The following is a 13833-nucleotide window of genomic DNA, read 5'->3' on the forward strand; positions in this document are numbered from 1 at the left end:
AAAAGGACATGTTCGTATCAATAGTTAATCCTCCGTCCGCGTATCATACGGGCCGGAGCAGTTAATTTGTCAAACGGGGACAGAGGCCCTTCGACCACCGCGAAGTACGGCATCGCGACCTTCGCCATATTGGCGGCAGCATATTTCCTGGTCTATTTCCATAGGACGACAGGAGGAGCGCTATCCGAGACCTTCGCGGACCGCTACGGGGTCAGCCCGTCAGCTGTGGCGCTCCTCGCTTCGACCTATCTGATCGCATACACTGTCATGCAGATACCCAGCGGGATGCTGACGGACCGCTGGGGGCCCCGCAGGACGGCCACCGCGGCCGTGTCCCTGATAGCCGCCGGCTCCGCCATGACCGCCCTCTCCGATTGGACCGATGAGTTCATGCTCATGGTCATCGGGAGGTTCATCATCGGTTTCGGGGCGGCGTCCATATTCATACCGATGATGAGGGTCCTCGCCGTTTGGTTCAGGAAGGACCGCTTCGCGACGATGAACGGCATCATCCTGCTTATCGGGAACGTCGGAGCCATCGCCGCCGCCACGCCGATGTACGAGATGACCGACGCCCTCGGCATAGGCGAGGCGTACATCCTCCTCGCGGCGGTCACCGTGATGGTGGCAGCGTGCTGCTGGGTCATCGTGCGCGACAGCCCCAGGGACAGGGGCCTCGGGTCCCTGGACGCAGGGGCGGAGGAGAGGATCCCCGCCCGCCGCGCTATCGCCACCGTCCTGGGGGGCAGGATGAGGTTCTGGCCCCTGGCCGCCAGCATGTTCTTCTTCTTCGGGACCATGATGATGTGGCAGGCATCGCAGGCCGGGTCTTTCTACACCAACGTCTACGGATACGGCGAGCACGACGCGAGCATCATGGTCATGATGATCGGGATCGGGTCCCTTTTCGGATGCCCGGTCGGCGGCGTGCTGTCCGACAGGGTGCTGCGCTCGAGGAAGGCCGTCGCCATGCTCGGAACCGGCGGGTACGCCGCGGTGTGGGCCGCCATGTGGCTCACCGCCGGCAGGGACGCGTTCTCCCCGGAGGTGTTCCAAGGGTCGATGAACTTCCTCTTCGGGTTCTTCTCCGGCTTCCTGGTGGCCACCGTGGCCCAGATCAAGGAATGCTTCCCGTCGTCACTCTCCGCAATGTCTGTGGCCTGCATGCATACGTTCACGTTCATCGGCGGGGCCCTGGCGGTCGCCACCTGCGGGTTCGTGGTCGCGGATTCCACCGTGGCCGAGTTCCAGACCCTCTGCCTGATAGCCGCCGTCATGGCCTTCCTCTCGTTCGCCTGCGAGGCGGTGTCCGTAGAGGACGGGCCGGACGACAGCCTGAGCAGCGACCCGGCGGTCGGGTACATCGTGTACCTCACCGAGATGGGGGAGGACGGCGGGTTCCTGCGCAGGCGCCGATACCGAACGCAAGGTCAATAAGCAGAAACGCGCATGCTGCACGCATCTGGAGGACGACACCGTGTTATGCCCCGAGTGCGGAAAGGAATACGAGGATGCATACGGCTTCTGCCCTTGGTGCGGGGCCGTCAGCAGGCCTGAGCCGGCCGGCACCGCGGGCGCGGGGAGCACGGCAGATGCCGCGGGGAGCCCTCAGCAGGCGATGATCCCGGGCCTGCCGGCATCCATGGTGCCCAGGATGAGCCCCGCCAAGAGATCGACGGTCTGGCTCCTGTGCTTCATCCTCGCGGCCGGGATCTGCGTCTACGGAAGCGTCTCGCTCTCGTTCCTAGCCGGTTCCGCGGCGCTCCTGCTGGCGACCTACATCCCAGGAGGAGCGTTCTTCCCGATGGCGGGAGGAGGGACCATGGGCCTCATGACCGGGATATTGTTCAGGTCGATGCTGGGCCTGAGCTGACGGCGCAAACCGTATTATCGCAGGTACGCCTAATACCGGCCGAGAGAGGTACGATAAGATGTACTGTCCCAAATGCGGGCGCCCGGTGCCCGAAGGAGCCAGATTCTGCCCCGACTGCGGGGCCTCGATGGACATGGTCTACGGCGGAGACCGGGACGGCACCGCCACCTCCGGAACATACTCGGCGGACAGGCCCCGCCGCGGGAGGGTGAAGGACGATATCCGCTACACCAACAACACAGAGAGCAACATCTCCCTGCTCGTCGGGTTCACGCTCGCGATCCTCGCGACGATATTCCTGACGCCCATCGGCGGATTCGTCGCCGGAGTGATCTTCATGCTCCTCGCCGTAGGAGCATCGGTCCTCGGCATGGTCCCGGGGAACAGGGTGTTCCTCCTGGGCGCCGGAGGCACCGCAGGGTTCCTGATCGGATGCCTGCTGTGGATCATCATATGATATCTGAGGAAAGGAGGAAGATGAGATGTACTGCCCGAATTGCGGGATGATGCTGCCTGAGGGAGCGGATTTCTGCCCCGACTGCGGGACCAGGACCTCAGGGTACGGGAAGACTTCCGGAACACCCGGCACGGCCTCGGTGCCGGAGGACGGGAAGCTCAGGCACAACATCCTCCTGATAAGCTTCCTGCTGAACCTGATCGTCACCTTCGCGCTGGGGTTCGCAGTGGACCTCGTCATCTGCACGATCATCCTCATGGTGCTCTACGGCAGACGCAACCTCTACAGGAAGAACCCTGCGGGCGAGGCGCTCGTCGGATCGGCCATCGGCCTGATCATGGGGATCATGCTCCAGGCAGTCTACCTGTGGCGAGGGGAAAATCAGGCGCCGGCATGCGGCGATGCATGCCCGCCGTCCGTCGAAGGGTTCAGCTGAGGGCCTGAGCGCGGAACGCCGCTATGGCCTTCGTCCATGCCTCGACATCCTCGAGCGGCGTGTCGTTGACGAACCATTTGACCGGCATGATGGATGCTCCGCGGGCCGATTTGCGTATGCCGGGCATGACGTGCCCCTCGTTGCCGATGCTGCCGGAGACGTAGAACGGGCAGACGGTCTTGCCGATGAGGGTGCAGGCCCCGAGGAACCTGTCGACGACCTCCGGTTCCTTGAACATGACCATGGGGAAGCCTACGATGACGGTATCGTACCCGTTGGATGGATCCTTCGTCCATTCGGACTCGGGATCGAGCGCGATGATGTCTGCCTCCATCACGGCGGATATCATCTCGGCGGTGCGTCTGACCGCGCCTCCGATGGAGAAATATGCAACCAGGGGGACCATCCTTTCTTCCAACCAGTTGACGTCCTTCCCCATGTGTTTATTTAAAGATTATCGCGAACTGATACGTAATCGGAATTAATCCATCGCAGAGGGGCGGCAGTCCTCCCGGAAGGGCCCCGGAAGGGCCGGAGAAAGGGTTTTCAGAGCGATCCTGCCCATTCCTTCAGGTCGGGAACGGAAACGGAGGATGAGAACCTCCTTCCCTTGAGCACCTTGGCCTTGGGGACGAGCTTCTGCATCCTGGGGCCGATGCCGTCCATCCCGGAGCTCCCGGAGGTGGCGAAGGGGACGACGGTCTTCCCGGAGAAATCGTAGGATTCCAGGAAAGTGTCGATGATGTTGGGCTCCTTGTACCACCAGATGGGGAAGCCGACGTAGATGACATCGGCGGAAGCGACGGGCGCGCCGCCGTTCTTGATCTGCGGCCTGCAGGAATCATCCTCCTTCTCCTTAGTGGTCCTGGAGCTCTCGTCCCTCCAGTTGAGGTCCGCGGCGGTGTAGGGGGTCTCCGGTACGATCTCGAAGATCTCCGAACCGGTGGCCTCGGCGAGCTTCTCCGCGACGGCCTTGGTCACTCCCGAGCAGCTGAAATACGCGACTAACGACGCCATATTCTCACCTTGGCCCTGAATGGCCGCAGACATATAAATGACTGTCCGTCCGTTAATTCCGTGTTCCCTGCTTTTAATACAAAAGCGCCGTTCTTGGATCACCATGGATGCGGGATCCGCGCTCAGGAAGCTGGCCGAAGGGAACAGGAAGTACGTCGAAGGGCGTTCCGCAGGAGATTTCTCAGAAAGCAGGAGGAGGGAGCTCGCAGAAGGGCAGGCCCCTTTCGCGGCCGTCATAACCTGCTCTGACTCCAGGGTGGTGCCGGAAGCGGTCTTCTCGGCGGGCCTGGGGGAGATCTTCGTCATACGCACGGCCGGGAACACCGCCGGACCGGACGCCCTGGCCTCAGCCTGGTACGCCGCGGACCACCTCCGCGTCCCGCTCATCGTCGTCCTGGGCCACACCGGGTGCGGGGCTGTCTCCGCCGCCCTGGAAGGGCACAGCGGCGGCCCGATGGGGGACATCGTGAAACGGATATCCGCCAACATCGGAGGGGAGCGCGACCCCCGCACCGCCGCGGAGATCAACGCGAGGAGGACGGCCGAGGCGGTGGAGAAGGCCGTTCCCGGCACGGCGGTCGCGGCGGCAGTGTACGACACCGCCGGAGGAGGCGTCCGCTTCCTCCTCGGGGAAGGTGCGAAACCGTTATAATCTCCGTGCTAATGTCTAGCACGCTATGGGCTCCCTGACTGTAGGATTCATCGGACTGGGTCTTATCGGAGGCTCGGTCGCACGCGCGCTGAAGAAGGCCGATCCGGGCACCGTCGTCATGGCCTACGACAGGGATGCCGAGTCCCTCGCCGAGGCGTACAAGGACGGGACGGTGGACATCCTCCTCTCGGGCATCGACTCCCGCTACTCGGACTGCGACATGATCTTCCTGTGCGCCCCCGTCAGCACCAACATGGAGCTGGCGGCGCAGGTCGCCCCGTTCATGAAGCCCGGCTGCATCCTCACCGACGTCGGCAGCGTCAAGGCCCGCATGCACCGCAGGATCGGAGAGCTGGGCCTGTCTGATCGTTTCATCGGCGGGCACCCGATGGCGGGCAGCGAGAGGACCGGCTACAGGAACTCCAAGGCGCTGCTCCTGGAGAACGCCTACTACATCATCACGCCCACGCCCGAGACCTCCCCGGAGGACCTGGAGCGCTTCCGCTCCCTGGTCGCCTCCATGGGCGCCATCCCGATGGTGATGGACCCGGAGGAGCATGACACGGTGACGGCGGCGGTCAGCCACCTCCCCCACGTTATCTCCGCGGCGCTGGTGAACCTGGTGAAGGACTCCGACTCGGACGACGGCCGGATGCGGACGGTCGCCGCCGGCGGCTTCAAGGACATCACGAGGATCTCGTCCTCGTCGCCGGAGATGTGGCAGAGCATATGCGCCGAGAACTCGGAGAACATATCGCGCCTGCTGTCCCTCTACATCAGCGACCTGGAGGGAGCGAAACGCCTCATAGACGCCCGCGACAGGGAGGGGCTGAGGGCGATGTTCGACAGTGCCAGGCGTTACCGGGAGACCTTCCCGTCCGCCTCGGCGGGCCCCATCAAGACGGACAATGCCATCCATGTGGAGATCCCGGACAGGCCGGGGGCCCTGGCGGTGGTGCTGACTATGCTGGCCTCTGCATCGATCGACGTCAAGAACGTCGGCATCGTCCACAACCGCGAGTTCGAGACCGGATCGCTGAGGATAGAGCTCCACAGCGAGAGGGATGTGGAGAAGGCCTCCGGCATCCTGAAGGGCTACGGGTACGCCGTCACCGTAGGATGAGGCCCCGTCGCGCCCTGCGTGCGAGGACCGCGTCCCTCAGCTTCCTGACCGATTCGGCGCCGTTCTGGTCGAAAACATCCGCGCCGGCCCTTTTAGCCCCTTCCTCCGAGACCGGCTGGCCTCCACAGCAGAACACGATGCGGTCCCTGATGCCCAGTTTCCTGAGCTCGCTGTCCACCGCCCTCATCTTGGTGTCTATGGAGGCGAACTCCCCGGACACCACGCAGGCCGTGACCCCGTCCTGCCTGCAGCGGGCGGCGATGTCGTCCGGCATCATGCCCTCCTCGACGATGTCTGTCTCGAATCCTTCGATGCCCAGGAGGAGAGCCATCAGGTTCCTGCCCTCGGTGTGGATGTCCAGGGTGGCGACGACCGCCTTGCCCAGGTCCGGCCTGGGTATGCCCAGCGCCTCGCGCACCTCGTAGGCGGTCTTCACGGTGCCCATGAGCTTGGGGAAGACCGTCTTCCCGGCGGTGTACCCCTTCTCGGCCCTGAACACGGCCTCGCGCACCTCCGCCTCCGCTTCATCCCTGCCCATGCCCTCCGCGACCTTCACGGCAGCGGCGGCGTCCATCCTCCCGACGGCATCCGAGACTTCCGACATTCCGATCACTCGCAACGAGATATGGACAGGGAGCATATAGGGTTCTCCCTCTCCCATTCCTCTTTATACCATCCACACCGATTCGCCGAGCATGGCAACATATGTCGTTCTGCACACGAACATGGGAGACATCAAGATCCAGATGCACGAGGACATGCCGATCACCACCGGCAACTTCGTGAAGCTCGCGAAACAGGGCTTCTACGACGGCACCATCTTCCACAGGGTCATAAACGACTTCATGATCCAGGGCGGGGACCCCGAGGGAACCGGCATGGGCGGCCCGGGATACACCATCGAGGATGAGTTCGGCCACGGGCATTCCAACCAGCCCGGGTACGTCTCCATGGCGAACACCGGCCGCCCCCACACCGGAGGGAGCCAGTTCTTCATCAACACCAACGACAACGGCTACCTGGACAAGGAGAACCCCAGCACCCCCTACGCCCACCCCGTCTTCGGGAAGGTCGTAGAGGGGATGGAGGTCGTCCTGAAGATCCAGAAAGTCCCCACCGACATGAACGACAGGCCCCTCAGGGACGTCGTCATCGAGAAGGCAGAGGTCATCGAGGACTGATCGCCATGGCCGCCGGCAAGGACCGCCACGTGTTCCAGGCCCTGGGACTTACCAGGGTCGTGATCGAGGACGGGAAGGTCGTATCGGTCAGCGAACCGAAGCTTGATTACTGCCCCCTCTTCAAGAAGTTCCGCAACCTCGACCGCATCACCCCCGAGGCCGTGAAGGAGAACGTGGAATCGAGGATCCGCGAGTTCGGCCTGTGCACCGAGAACAGGAAGGTGCGCGACGGCGACTACGTGACGTTCGGGATCTCCGAGATCCTCTCGGCCGCTCTGGCCGCCGGCAGCATCGACGCCGCGGTCATCGCCTGCGACGGGGCGGGTACCGCCGTCGTCACCGACCCAGAGCTCCTCCAGGGGCTCTGCGGGAGGATCTCCGGCCTGGTCGAGACCTCCCCCCTGAAGGTCGTGCAGGATGCGGTCGGGAGGGAGAACATCCTGGACCCGGAAGGCTGCACCATCGACCCGCTCAGAGGGGCCGACATGGCCGCCGCCCGGTACGGGAAGTTCGCCGTCACCGTGGCCAACCCCCACGATGCAGCGGCCATCAGGAAGAGATACGGGGACAGGGCGGTTGTGGCGGCCGTCCACAGCAGTGCCATAGGGCCCAAGGGCGCACAGCTGTACTTCGACAACTGCGACCTCGTGACCGCATGTGCCAGCGCCCCGATCCGCAAAGAGGCCGGCAGCCGCGACATAGTCGTCGCCGGCAACAAGGTCGAGATCTACGGCGTCACCGACATCGGGAAGAAGCTGGTTATCGACAAGCTCGCGTCCCTGGGCAGGAAGCCGTATGACGGCGGGCCCCTGGACGAGCCCCGCCCGCTCCTCAACGCCGACCTGCTGTCCGGCGACGAGTGACCGGAAAACCCCATCCTTCCGCCCGGTGCCCTCAGGCGCCGGGCCTCATTTCTTCTTCGGCGGATCGCCGAACTTCTCCTTCAGCGCCTTCTCGGTCAGGAAGATAGGCACCATCAGGGCAACGGATTCGGCGATCACGACGGCCAGCATCATCATGGATATCCCGTACTCGTCGGAGTCCATCACCGGGATCATCGAGACCGTGGCCGGAAGCAGCATGACGAGACCCAGCCACTCCATCTTATTCCCGGAGTACACCTGGGCGAACTTCCAGGATTCGATCGTCCTCATGGAGCGCCGCGTGCGGTAGCCGAAGAAGTGATTGGGCTCTTTGGGCGGATGGGCCGCCAGGAAATGCCCGAGGGCGGCCATGATGCAGGGCGTGAGGACCGCTATGAAAAGCGCGAACCACCAGAAAGGGCTCATGCATTCGCATCGGAGTATGATTATAAAACCGCGCCATCTCGGCGGGAACAGGATCATGCAGGACGGACGCCCGGAAGGACCGGGCCGCCGAAAGACCCAGATCCCTGCCGGCACGGATTTCCGCCTTACAGTTTCGCGCCGATGTACCTCTTGGGCAGCACGTATATCTCCCCGTCCTCGTCGAGACCGACGCGGGCATCGACCTCGTAGACATCGCGGATGAGCTGCGGGGTGATGACCTTCTTCGGGTCCCCGATGGTCATGATCCTGCCCTTCTTCATGATGATGCAGACGTCGCAGTAGCGCGCCATCAGGGAGATGTCGTGCTCCGCCACCATGACGGTCATGTCCGTGCGCGCCATGGACTGAAGATATTCCATCACGTCCAGCTTGTACTTCATGTCGAGGTGCGAGGTCGGCTCGTCCACCAGCATGAGCTTCGGCTCCTGGACGTACGCTTTGGCTATGAGCGCCCTCTGGCGCTCCCCGGACGAGAGCTTGCTCACCTGGTTGCGGCGGAGATCGTCGAGCCCGAAGGTCCTGAGCGCCTCCCTCACCTTGGCCTCATCCTCCTCGGTCTCCCACCACAGGCGGTCCACGAAGGGATAGCGCCCCAGCATGACCATGTCCATCACCGACATGCCGAAGGTCTGCCCGGCCTCCGCCGGGACGGACGCCACCAGCTTGGCGATCTCCGACGGGTGCATGGAGCCCACGTCGTTGCCGTCGATGGTTATGGTGCCGGAGGTCATCTGGTTGATCTTGCAGATGCACTTCATCATGGTCGATTTCCCGCACCCGTTGGGCCCGATGAGGCCCACCAGGCGGCCTTTGCCGAGACTGAAGTTGATGTTGTCCAGCGCCCTGAAGTCGCCGAAATCCATGCACAGCCCCTCTATCTTGAGCAGGTCGCCCTCCCAGTATCTGCCGCTGTCCTCATCCATTGTAACTGCGCCCCTTGGTCATCAGCATGTACGCGAATATCGGCGTCCCGATCATGGCCGTGATGGCCCCGACGGGCAGCTCGATGGGCGAGAGCACCGTCCTGGCTATCAGGTCCGCGAACAGCATCAGCATCGCGCCCAGGACTATCGACGCCGGCATGATGAGACGATGGTCGCTCCCCAGTGCCATCCTGCAGGCATGGGGGATGACGAGCCCGACGAACCCGATGATCCCGCAGAAGGCCACGCAGAGGGCGGTGAGAACCGATGCGATCACCATCATGCAGCGCTTGAACCTCTTCACGTTGAGGCCCAGCTGCTTGGCCTGGTCCTCCCCCATCATGAAGAGGTTGAACTCGCGGGCCCACAGCATGGATATCAACGACACGCCCATCACCGGGATGAACACCAGCCAAGCGTTCTCCCAGGTGATGTTGGCGAACGACCCGAACAGCCACCACATGGCGTTGGTGATGTTGTCCTGCCCCAGGGACAGGAAGATGGTCTGGAAAGAGGAGAAGGCGAACCCGACTATGGTCCCGGCGAGGATGTAATTGGTGGCGGAGCCTCCCGCCCCCTCGGCCACCAGCATGGTTATGCCGAAGGCCGCGATCCCTCCGACGATGGCCGCGATGGGTATCAGGTAAAGGTTGCTGTTGGGAAGGAACGAGACCGATATCTCCAATGCCACGATGGCTATCGCCAGGCATCCGGCTCCCGAGGACACGCCGGTTATGTAGGGGTCCACCAGGGGGTTGCGTATCAGCGCCTGGTACATGCATCCGGCGATGGACAGACCCGAGCCCACGGCTATGGCCGCGATGGCCCTCGGGAGCCTGGCCTGGTAGATGTAGAGCTCGGTGGTATCGAGGTCCTCCCCGTGCTTCTGGACCGAGGAGATGAGGGCGGAGACCGCATCGCCGACAGAGATTATCCCTCCGGAGGAGATGGATATGGAGATCAGGAAGGCTATGACCGACATGGCTATGCCGAACATGACGATGACCGCGACCGCCTCTTCTTGCGCTTTATCTCGCTCTCATCGTCGCGCTTGGTCATCAGGTGCAGGAGCCCTTCGTAACCTTCGCGCAGACGCCTGCCTTTTTTCTCTCCGCTCAAACGAACATCACCTTTCACCTTCAATAGAACTTGATCAGGAATAGGATGCAGACCGCGGCCGCAACCGCCAGCACTCCCCACGTCCAATCCAGGCCGTTCTCCATCTCGACATGGCCTTCGTCGCCCCAGGCCCGCCCCGCCACTTCGGAGATGCAGTAAATCGCCCCGTAGTCGTTGCCCACGTAGAGCTTCCCGTCGATGACCGTTACCGAATCCATGGAATACGAGTCATCCGAATACGGGGAAAGCTGCATCTTCCACAGTCTCTCTCCGGTGTCAGCGGAGTAAGCAGCCACACCTCCGCCTGTAGGCCAGAAGGAACCCGCTGAGTAGTCTGTGGCGTAAACGACGCCATCAGCCAGGGTAAGGGCCCCCTTGACTAGAGATGAAATAGACGACCATACGACCTTCCCGTCCATGTCGAAGCAGCAGATCTGCCCGGTCAGTTCCACGGACGTCCCCTTCCGCCATGGATACAGAGCCCCGGATGGCGGCTGCCGACCGCGGGTCGTTCGCATCGACGTCCCATTCGGGGGCCATCAGGAGCCTTCCGCCGCGCATTATCCAAGTGGTGCATCCCGAACCTCCCGAACGGATGCCTGCGTCGCGCTGGGCGGTCCCGCTGCCGACCCTCCCGGCGGCCCCCGAGACGATCAGCGAGAAAGAGTATCCCCCGATGACGCACCCCGGGGCGGACACATCTGCGAAACGGATCCCCATGGCATCGACCATGTTCCGGCCTGCAGGCCTTATGGATATCCCGAACCTCCCGACATCCACGAGCCCGTAACTCCTCATCAGCTCGACGAGCCTGCGCATGCTCCCCTCACCTATCTCCAGGGTTGCGCACGCCTCCGAACGGCTGACGGCCCTGCCGTTCCATATCATCTTCAGGAGCCCTATGACGTCCGAATCATCGAAACGGGCCGATGCCCCCTTCTTCACCGTTTCAATGATCAGCATCTGCGCCGCTCCTCCCAGAGTCCGAGCGGAACCTCCATACGTCTTCCCCGAAGCGAGAGCGCACGACGGACATCACTTTGAACAGAGGGCGCCCGGTCTCGCAAGCGATGTCGATGCAGCCCTCGCCCCTGAGATAGCGCTTCTCGATCCAGCGGTCCACCGTCTCATCGCTCCAGATGCCGGCCTCGGCCGGGACCCCCGGCGGCGGCCCGATATTCCACCGCTCCGATTTGCATCTGGGGCATTTCACCGGGCCTCCCTGCCTGCGGGGCTCCCATTCGTATCCGCAGACGCGGCAGACGCATCTCTCCGCAGGGACATTCCAAGAATAGGATCCGCATTTGGGGCATTTCTTCGGCTCCGGACCCCGGCTCTCCCATCTGTGCCCGCAGCGAAGGCATGTGCGCCGCGCAGGGGCTTGAACGGCTGCGAAGCGCCTGCCGCAGTAAGGGCATACGCAGATGCCGTCCGCACCTATCTCGGAACGGGACAGGGACCCCTCGGAAACGGGAGCATCTGAGTTGGACATATATTCCAACATAACGCAAGCCGATATGTAACTTATCTCTCGGACGGCCGCCAATGCGAATGCCCGACATCTGCCCGATCGCATCATCGTCGAAGCCGTTTAGATAAAGGCGAGGGATTGAGAGTGATGGGCATTCAAGCTCTCTTTCTTTTGTCAAGGCCCGCATAGATGCTCCCGATGGTTCAATTCTCTGCACGGAAATCAGAATTAATTGGCTCTATGTGCGCCATCATCAAGCCGTTCGCGCTGAAACAGAACGCTCTGCGCAATCCTGCAGAGATCTGGAATTTATTGACTGAACCATGGAGAGAAGAATACGCGAAAAACGATGATGATGGTTTTAACAGGATCGTATCCGACCTCTGCATCAAACTGAAATGAGGCTCCGACCGGGGCCCCGCCGATAGCGGAGCGCCGTCAGTCGCGGAGGCAGCCTATAGGGACCACCGCAACACCGTCTGAGCGCATATAGGCCTGATTACCGCCGGTCAGCACCATCTTGAAGCTCGGAAGCTTCAAGCCTTTCTCTCTGACGAGTTCCTCGATCCTGCACAGGTGCATGGCGCCCTCGTCTATCTCCCTGCTGCCAAGCTTCACTTCTGCAAGAGCATAGCGCCCGTCGTCCAGATGTATCACGGCATCGGCTTCGAGGCCGTACCGGTCATGATAATAGCTGATATCCCCCCTGAGGGCGGATGAATATACCTTGAGGTCGCGTATGCACATGCTTTCGAAGAGGAATCCGAAAGTGTTGAAATCCTCGATGAAGTTGTCCGGCGTTATACCCAGATAATAGGCTGCGATCGACGGATCCGTCAGGTTTCTCTTTTCCGACGCTCTGATGGCCGATTTCGATCTGATTGCCGGATTCCAGGCAGGAACATCGGAGATCAGGTAAGCGTTCCTCAGGGCCTTGATGTGCGCATGGAATCTGTCATCGGAGAGGGCGATTCCGGCATTCTGAACATCTCTGTATATCGCCTGAAGAGAGGCCATGGTGCAGATGTTCCTGGAATACGACCGGATTATGCTTTCGGCAAGATGCACATCCTTGTTGTATCTGCCCGTGCTGAAATCCTCTCCTTCGAAGATCTCTTTCAGATAACCTGCCATTCTGTCTCTGCATATTTCTTGGCTGAGACCGAGGTTGGCAGGCCATCCTCCGCGGCAGATGCATTCTGCCAGTTTCCTAACCGTGAGTTCTGTGGTTGCTCCTCTGAGATCGGCCGTTCCGGAGAACAGGTCCCTGAGGGACACGGTCCCGTTGGATTCTCCTGATTCGAAAAGGCTCATAGGATACATATCCAGGAACCCGAATCTGCCGGCACCGCTGTGCTTCATTGAACCTTCCTTGGGAGCACTGGATCCGGTGAGTATGAACTGACCCACGTCGTTCCGTTCGTCCACTTCATAACGGACAGAATCCCAGATTTGCGGATACTCCTGCCATTCATCGATCAACCTTGGGGTCGGCCCGTCGAGAATCAGGGAGAGATCGGTATCTGCCGCCTTCAGATATGCCTTGGCATCCTTGCCCTGCATCAGGATCCTGCTCTTCGCATATCTCGATGCGGTGGTGGTCTTGCCGCACCATTTCGGCCCTCTGAGGCAGATGGCTCCGAAAGCATTCAGCTGGTTTTCGAAACGTTCATCGATGACCCTGCGGAGATACTTTTCAGGCACGAATTCCCCCATGCATAGCCAGTATATTGATTGCGGTAATTTGCTGTATTCTCTGCGGTTATTTTGTGGTATTTTCTGCGGTGTTTTTGCGATGAATTCGATGCCTATGAGATGCCCAGATCAAGGAAAACAGTAATGCTCGGTCATGAAAAACCTCAGCAATGCTCGGAACTGAGCAAAATGATAAGATGCAAAATGTGCCGGGCCCGTTCAGTAGGTCTCGAGGACGAGATGGGTCCCCGACCTCAGGTAGATCAGGGGGATGAGAAGCTTCCTGGCGCGGCGCCGGAGCTCCTTGTCGTTGGTGAGGATGTAGGCATGCTCCCTCTGGGCGACCTCGAGGACGGAATCGTCCCCGTGCGCCTCCGAGGGCACGATCTCCCTGGACCTCGCCAGCGCCAGGGCCGCCTTCGCCCACTTGCTGTCGAGGTGCTTGAGCTCGCCCACCAAAGGCCCGGGGACGACGAAACGGACGTCCCCGAGGAGGCCGGACACCTCGGCATCGAGGTTGATGCCGATCTCGAACGGCATCAGCAGGGCATTGGTGTCCAGCACTACGGTCTGCAT

General features: G+C 61.7%; 19 protein-coding genes. 8 read left to right on the plus strand and 11 right to left on the minus strand.

From position 1 onward, the window contains the following. Positions 1 to 66: 66 nt before the first annotated feature. The 4 genes from O8W32_04765 to O8W32_04780 are packed head-to-tail and all read left to right on the plus strand — an operon-like array spanning position 67 to position 2766. A complete protein-coding gene (locus tag O8W32_04765) occupies positions 67 to 1437 on the plus strand; it encodes an MFS transporter (protein ID WII08487.1) in 1371 nt (456 codons plus the stop codon). 40 nt (positions 1438 to 1477) lie between these two features. Beyond that, entirely contained in the window at positions 1478 to 1873 is a 396-nt protein-coding gene (locus O8W32_04770) for a zinc ribbon domain-containing protein (GenBank protein ID WII08488.1), read from the plus strand. 58 nt (positions 1874 to 1931) lie between these two features. Then, a complete protein-coding gene (locus tag O8W32_04775) occupies positions 1932 to 2330 on the plus strand; it encodes a zinc ribbon domain-containing protein (protein WII08489.1) in 399 nt (132 codons plus the stop codon). A 25-nt stretch (positions 2331 to 2355) separates the two neighbouring features. Next, a complete protein-coding gene (locus O8W32_04780) occupies positions 2356 to 2766 on the plus strand; it encodes a zinc-ribbon domain-containing protein (protein WII08490.1) in 411 nt (136 codons plus the stop codon). Here the strand turns inward: O8W32_04780 and O8W32_04785 are convergent. Then, on the minus strand, positions 2759 to 3205 hold the full coding sequence (locus O8W32_04785) for a flavodoxin (protein ID WII08491.1): 447 nt from the start codon (positions 3203 to 3205) through the stop codon (positions 2759 to 2761). The genes O8W32_04780 and O8W32_04785 overlap by 8 nt on opposite strands. Before the next feature lie 107 nt (positions 3206 to 3312). Continuing rightward, positions 3313 to 3783, minus strand: a complete 471-nt coding sequence (locus O8W32_04790; GenBank protein ID WII08492.1) for a flavodoxin — start codon at positions 3781 to 3783, stop codon at positions 3313 to 3315. A gap of 103 nt (positions 3784 to 3886) precedes the next feature. Between O8W32_04790 and O8W32_04795 the strand changes: the two genes are divergently transcribed. Continuing rightward, positions 3887 to 4435 (plus strand): carbonic anhydrase, encoded by a 549-nt coding sequence (locus tag O8W32_04795; GenBank protein ID WII08493.1) that lies wholly within the window; start codon positions 3887 to 3889, stop codon positions 4433 to 4435. Between the two features lie 25 nt (positions 4436 to 4460). After that, positions 4461 to 5558: a prephenate dehydrogenase gene (locus O8W32_04800; GenBank protein ID WII08494.1), complete on the plus strand. Its 1098-nt coding sequence runs from the start codon at positions 4461 to 4463 to the stop codon at positions 5556 to 5558. Here the strand turns inward: O8W32_04800 and O8W32_04805 are convergent. Continuing rightward, on the minus strand, positions 5545 to 6162 hold the full coding sequence (locus tag O8W32_04805) for a hypothetical protein (GenBank protein ID WII08495.1): 618 nt from the start codon (positions 6160 to 6162) through the stop codon (positions 5545 to 5547). The two genes, O8W32_04800 and O8W32_04805, sit on opposite strands and share 14 nt — an antisense overlap. 91 nt (positions 6163 to 6253) lie before the next feature. Here O8W32_04805 and O8W32_04810 point away from each other — a divergent pair, with 91 nt between their 5' ends. Continuing rightward, positions 6254 to 6739 carry a peptidylprolyl isomerase gene (locus tag O8W32_04810; protein ID WII08496.1) on the plus strand — a complete coding sequence of 162 codons (486 nt, stop codon included), beginning with the start codon at positions 6254 to 6256 and terminating at the stop codon, positions 6737 to 6739. A 5-nt stretch (positions 6740 to 6744) separates the two neighbouring features. After that, positions 6745 to 7602: a DUF2099 family protein gene (locus tag O8W32_04815; GenBank protein ID WII08497.1), complete on the plus strand. Its 858-nt coding sequence runs from the start codon at positions 6745 to 6747 to the stop codon at positions 7600 to 7602. Between the two features lie 45 nt (positions 7603 to 7647). Here the strand turns inward: O8W32_04815 and O8W32_04820 are convergent, their stop codons facing one another. From O8W32_04820 to O8W32_04855, 8 genes are all read right to left on the minus strand, one after another. Continuing rightward, complete coding sequence (locus tag O8W32_04820; GenBank protein WII08498.1) at positions 7648 to 8028, minus strand: SdpI family protein; 381 nt, start codon at positions 8026 to 8028, stop codon at positions 7648 to 7650. Positions 8029 to 8153: 125 nt separating this feature from the next. Then, entirely contained in the window at positions 8154 to 8972 is an 819-nt protein-coding gene (locus tag O8W32_04825) for an ABC transporter ATP-binding protein (protein ID WII08499.1), read from the minus strand. Then, positions 8965 to 9969: an iron ABC transporter permease gene (locus O8W32_04830; protein WII08500.1), complete on the minus strand. Its 1005-nt coding sequence runs from the start codon at positions 9967 to 9969 to the stop codon at positions 8965 to 8967. The genes O8W32_04825 and O8W32_04830 overlap by 8 nt, the downstream gene beginning before the upstream one ends. A gap of 142 nt (positions 9970 to 10111) precedes the next feature. Further along, complete coding sequence (locus O8W32_04835) at positions 10112 to 10510, minus strand: PQQ-binding-like beta-propeller repeat protein (protein WII10045.1); 399 nt, start codon at positions 10508 to 10510, stop codon at positions 10112 to 10114. Further along, a complete protein-coding gene (locus tag O8W32_04840) occupies positions 10446 to 11054 on the minus strand; it encodes a hypothetical protein (protein WII08501.1) in 609 nt (202 codons plus the stop codon). Before O8W32_04840 ends, O8W32_04835 begins: the two co-directional genes overlap by 65 nt. Beyond that, the gene (locus O8W32_04845) at positions 11041 to 11583 is read right to left on the minus strand and encodes a hypothetical protein (GenBank protein WII08502.1); all 543 of its coding nucleotides are present in this window, start codon (positions 11581 to 11583) and stop codon (positions 11041 to 11043) included. Before O8W32_04845 ends, O8W32_04840 begins: the two co-directional genes overlap by 14 nt. A gap of 417 nt (positions 11584 to 12000) precedes the next feature. Further along, a complete protein-coding gene (locus tag O8W32_04850) occupies positions 12001 to 13266 on the minus strand; it encodes a DUF4143 domain-containing protein (GenBank protein ID WII08503.1) in 1266 nt (421 codons plus the stop codon). A gap of 210 nt (positions 13267 to 13476) precedes the next feature. After that, positions 13477 to 13833, minus strand: a complete 357-nt coding sequence (locus tag O8W32_04855; protein ID WII08504.1) for a twitching motility protein PilT — start codon at positions 13831 to 13833, stop codon at positions 13477 to 13479.

The organism is Methanomassiliicoccales archaeon LGM-DZ1 (genome assembly GCA_030168595.1).
Taxonomy (GTDB): Archaea; Thermoplasmatota; Thermoplasmata; order Methanomassiliicoccales; family Methanomethylophilaceae; genus Methanomethylophilus.

Excerpts from the sequence above, each read along its gene's own strand:
- O8W32_04805 (WII08495.1), bottom strand. The coding sequence starts at position 6,162 with ATGTCGGAAGTCTCGGATGCCGTCGGGAGGATGGACGCCGCCGCTGCC.
- O8W32_04815 (WII08497.1), top strand. The coding sequence starts at position 6,745 with ATGGCCGCCGGCAAGGACCGCCACGTGTTCCAGGCCCTGGGACTTACC.
- O8W32_04810 (WII08496.1), top strand. The coding sequence starts at position 6,254 with ATGGCAACATATGTCGTTCTGCACACGAACATGGGAGACATCAAGATC.
- O8W32_04845 (WII08502.1), bottom strand. The coding sequence starts at position 11,583 with ATGTCCAACTCAGATGCTCCCGTTTCCGAGGGGTCCCTGTCCCGTTCC.
- O8W32_04825 (WII08499.1), bottom strand. The coding sequence starts at position 8,972 with ATGGATGAGGACAGCGGCAGATACTGGGAGGGCGACCTGCTCAAGATA.
- O8W32_04790 (WII08492.1), bottom strand. The coding sequence starts at position 3,783 with ATGGCGTCGTTAGTCGCGTATTTCAGCTGCTCGGGAGTGACCAAGGCC.
- O8W32_04830 (WII08500.1), bottom strand. The coding sequence starts at position 9,969 with ATGTTCGGCATAGCCATGTCGGTCATAGCCTTCCTGATCTCCATATCC.
- O8W32_04775 (WII08489.1), top strand. The coding sequence starts at position 1,932 with ATGTACTGTCCCAAATGCGGGCGCCCGGTGCCCGAAGGAGCCAGATTC.
- O8W32_04780 (WII08490.1), top strand. The coding sequence starts at position 2,356 with ATGTACTGCCCGAATTGCGGGATGATGCTGCCTGAGGGAGCGGATTTC.
- O8W32_04785 (WII08491.1), bottom strand. The coding sequence starts at position 3,205 with ATGGGGAAGGACGTCAACTGGTTGGAAGAAAGGATGGTCCCCCTGGTT.
- O8W32_04835 (WII10045.1), bottom strand. The coding sequence starts at position 10,510 with ATGGACGGGAAGGTCGTATGGTCGTCTATTTCATCTCTAGTCAAGGGG.
- O8W32_04795 (WII08493.1), top strand. The coding sequence starts at position 3,887 with ATGGATGCGGGATCCGCGCTCAGGAAGCTGGCCGAAGGGAACAGGAAG.
- O8W32_04855 (WII08504.1), bottom strand. The coding sequence starts at position 13,833 with ATGCAGACCGTAGTGCTGGACACCAATGCCCTGCTGATGCCGTTCGAG.
- O8W32_04820 (WII08498.1), bottom strand. The coding sequence starts at position 8,028 with ATGAGCCCTTTCTGGTGGTTCGCGCTTTTCATAGCGGTCCTCACGCCC.
- O8W32_04800 (WII08494.1), top strand. The coding sequence starts at position 4,461 with ATGGGCTCCCTGACTGTAGGATTCATCGGACTGGGTCTTATCGGAGGC.
- O8W32_04840 (WII08501.1), bottom strand. The coding sequence starts at position 11,054 with ATGCTGATCATTGAAACGGTGAAGAAGGGGGCATCGGCCCGTTTCGAT.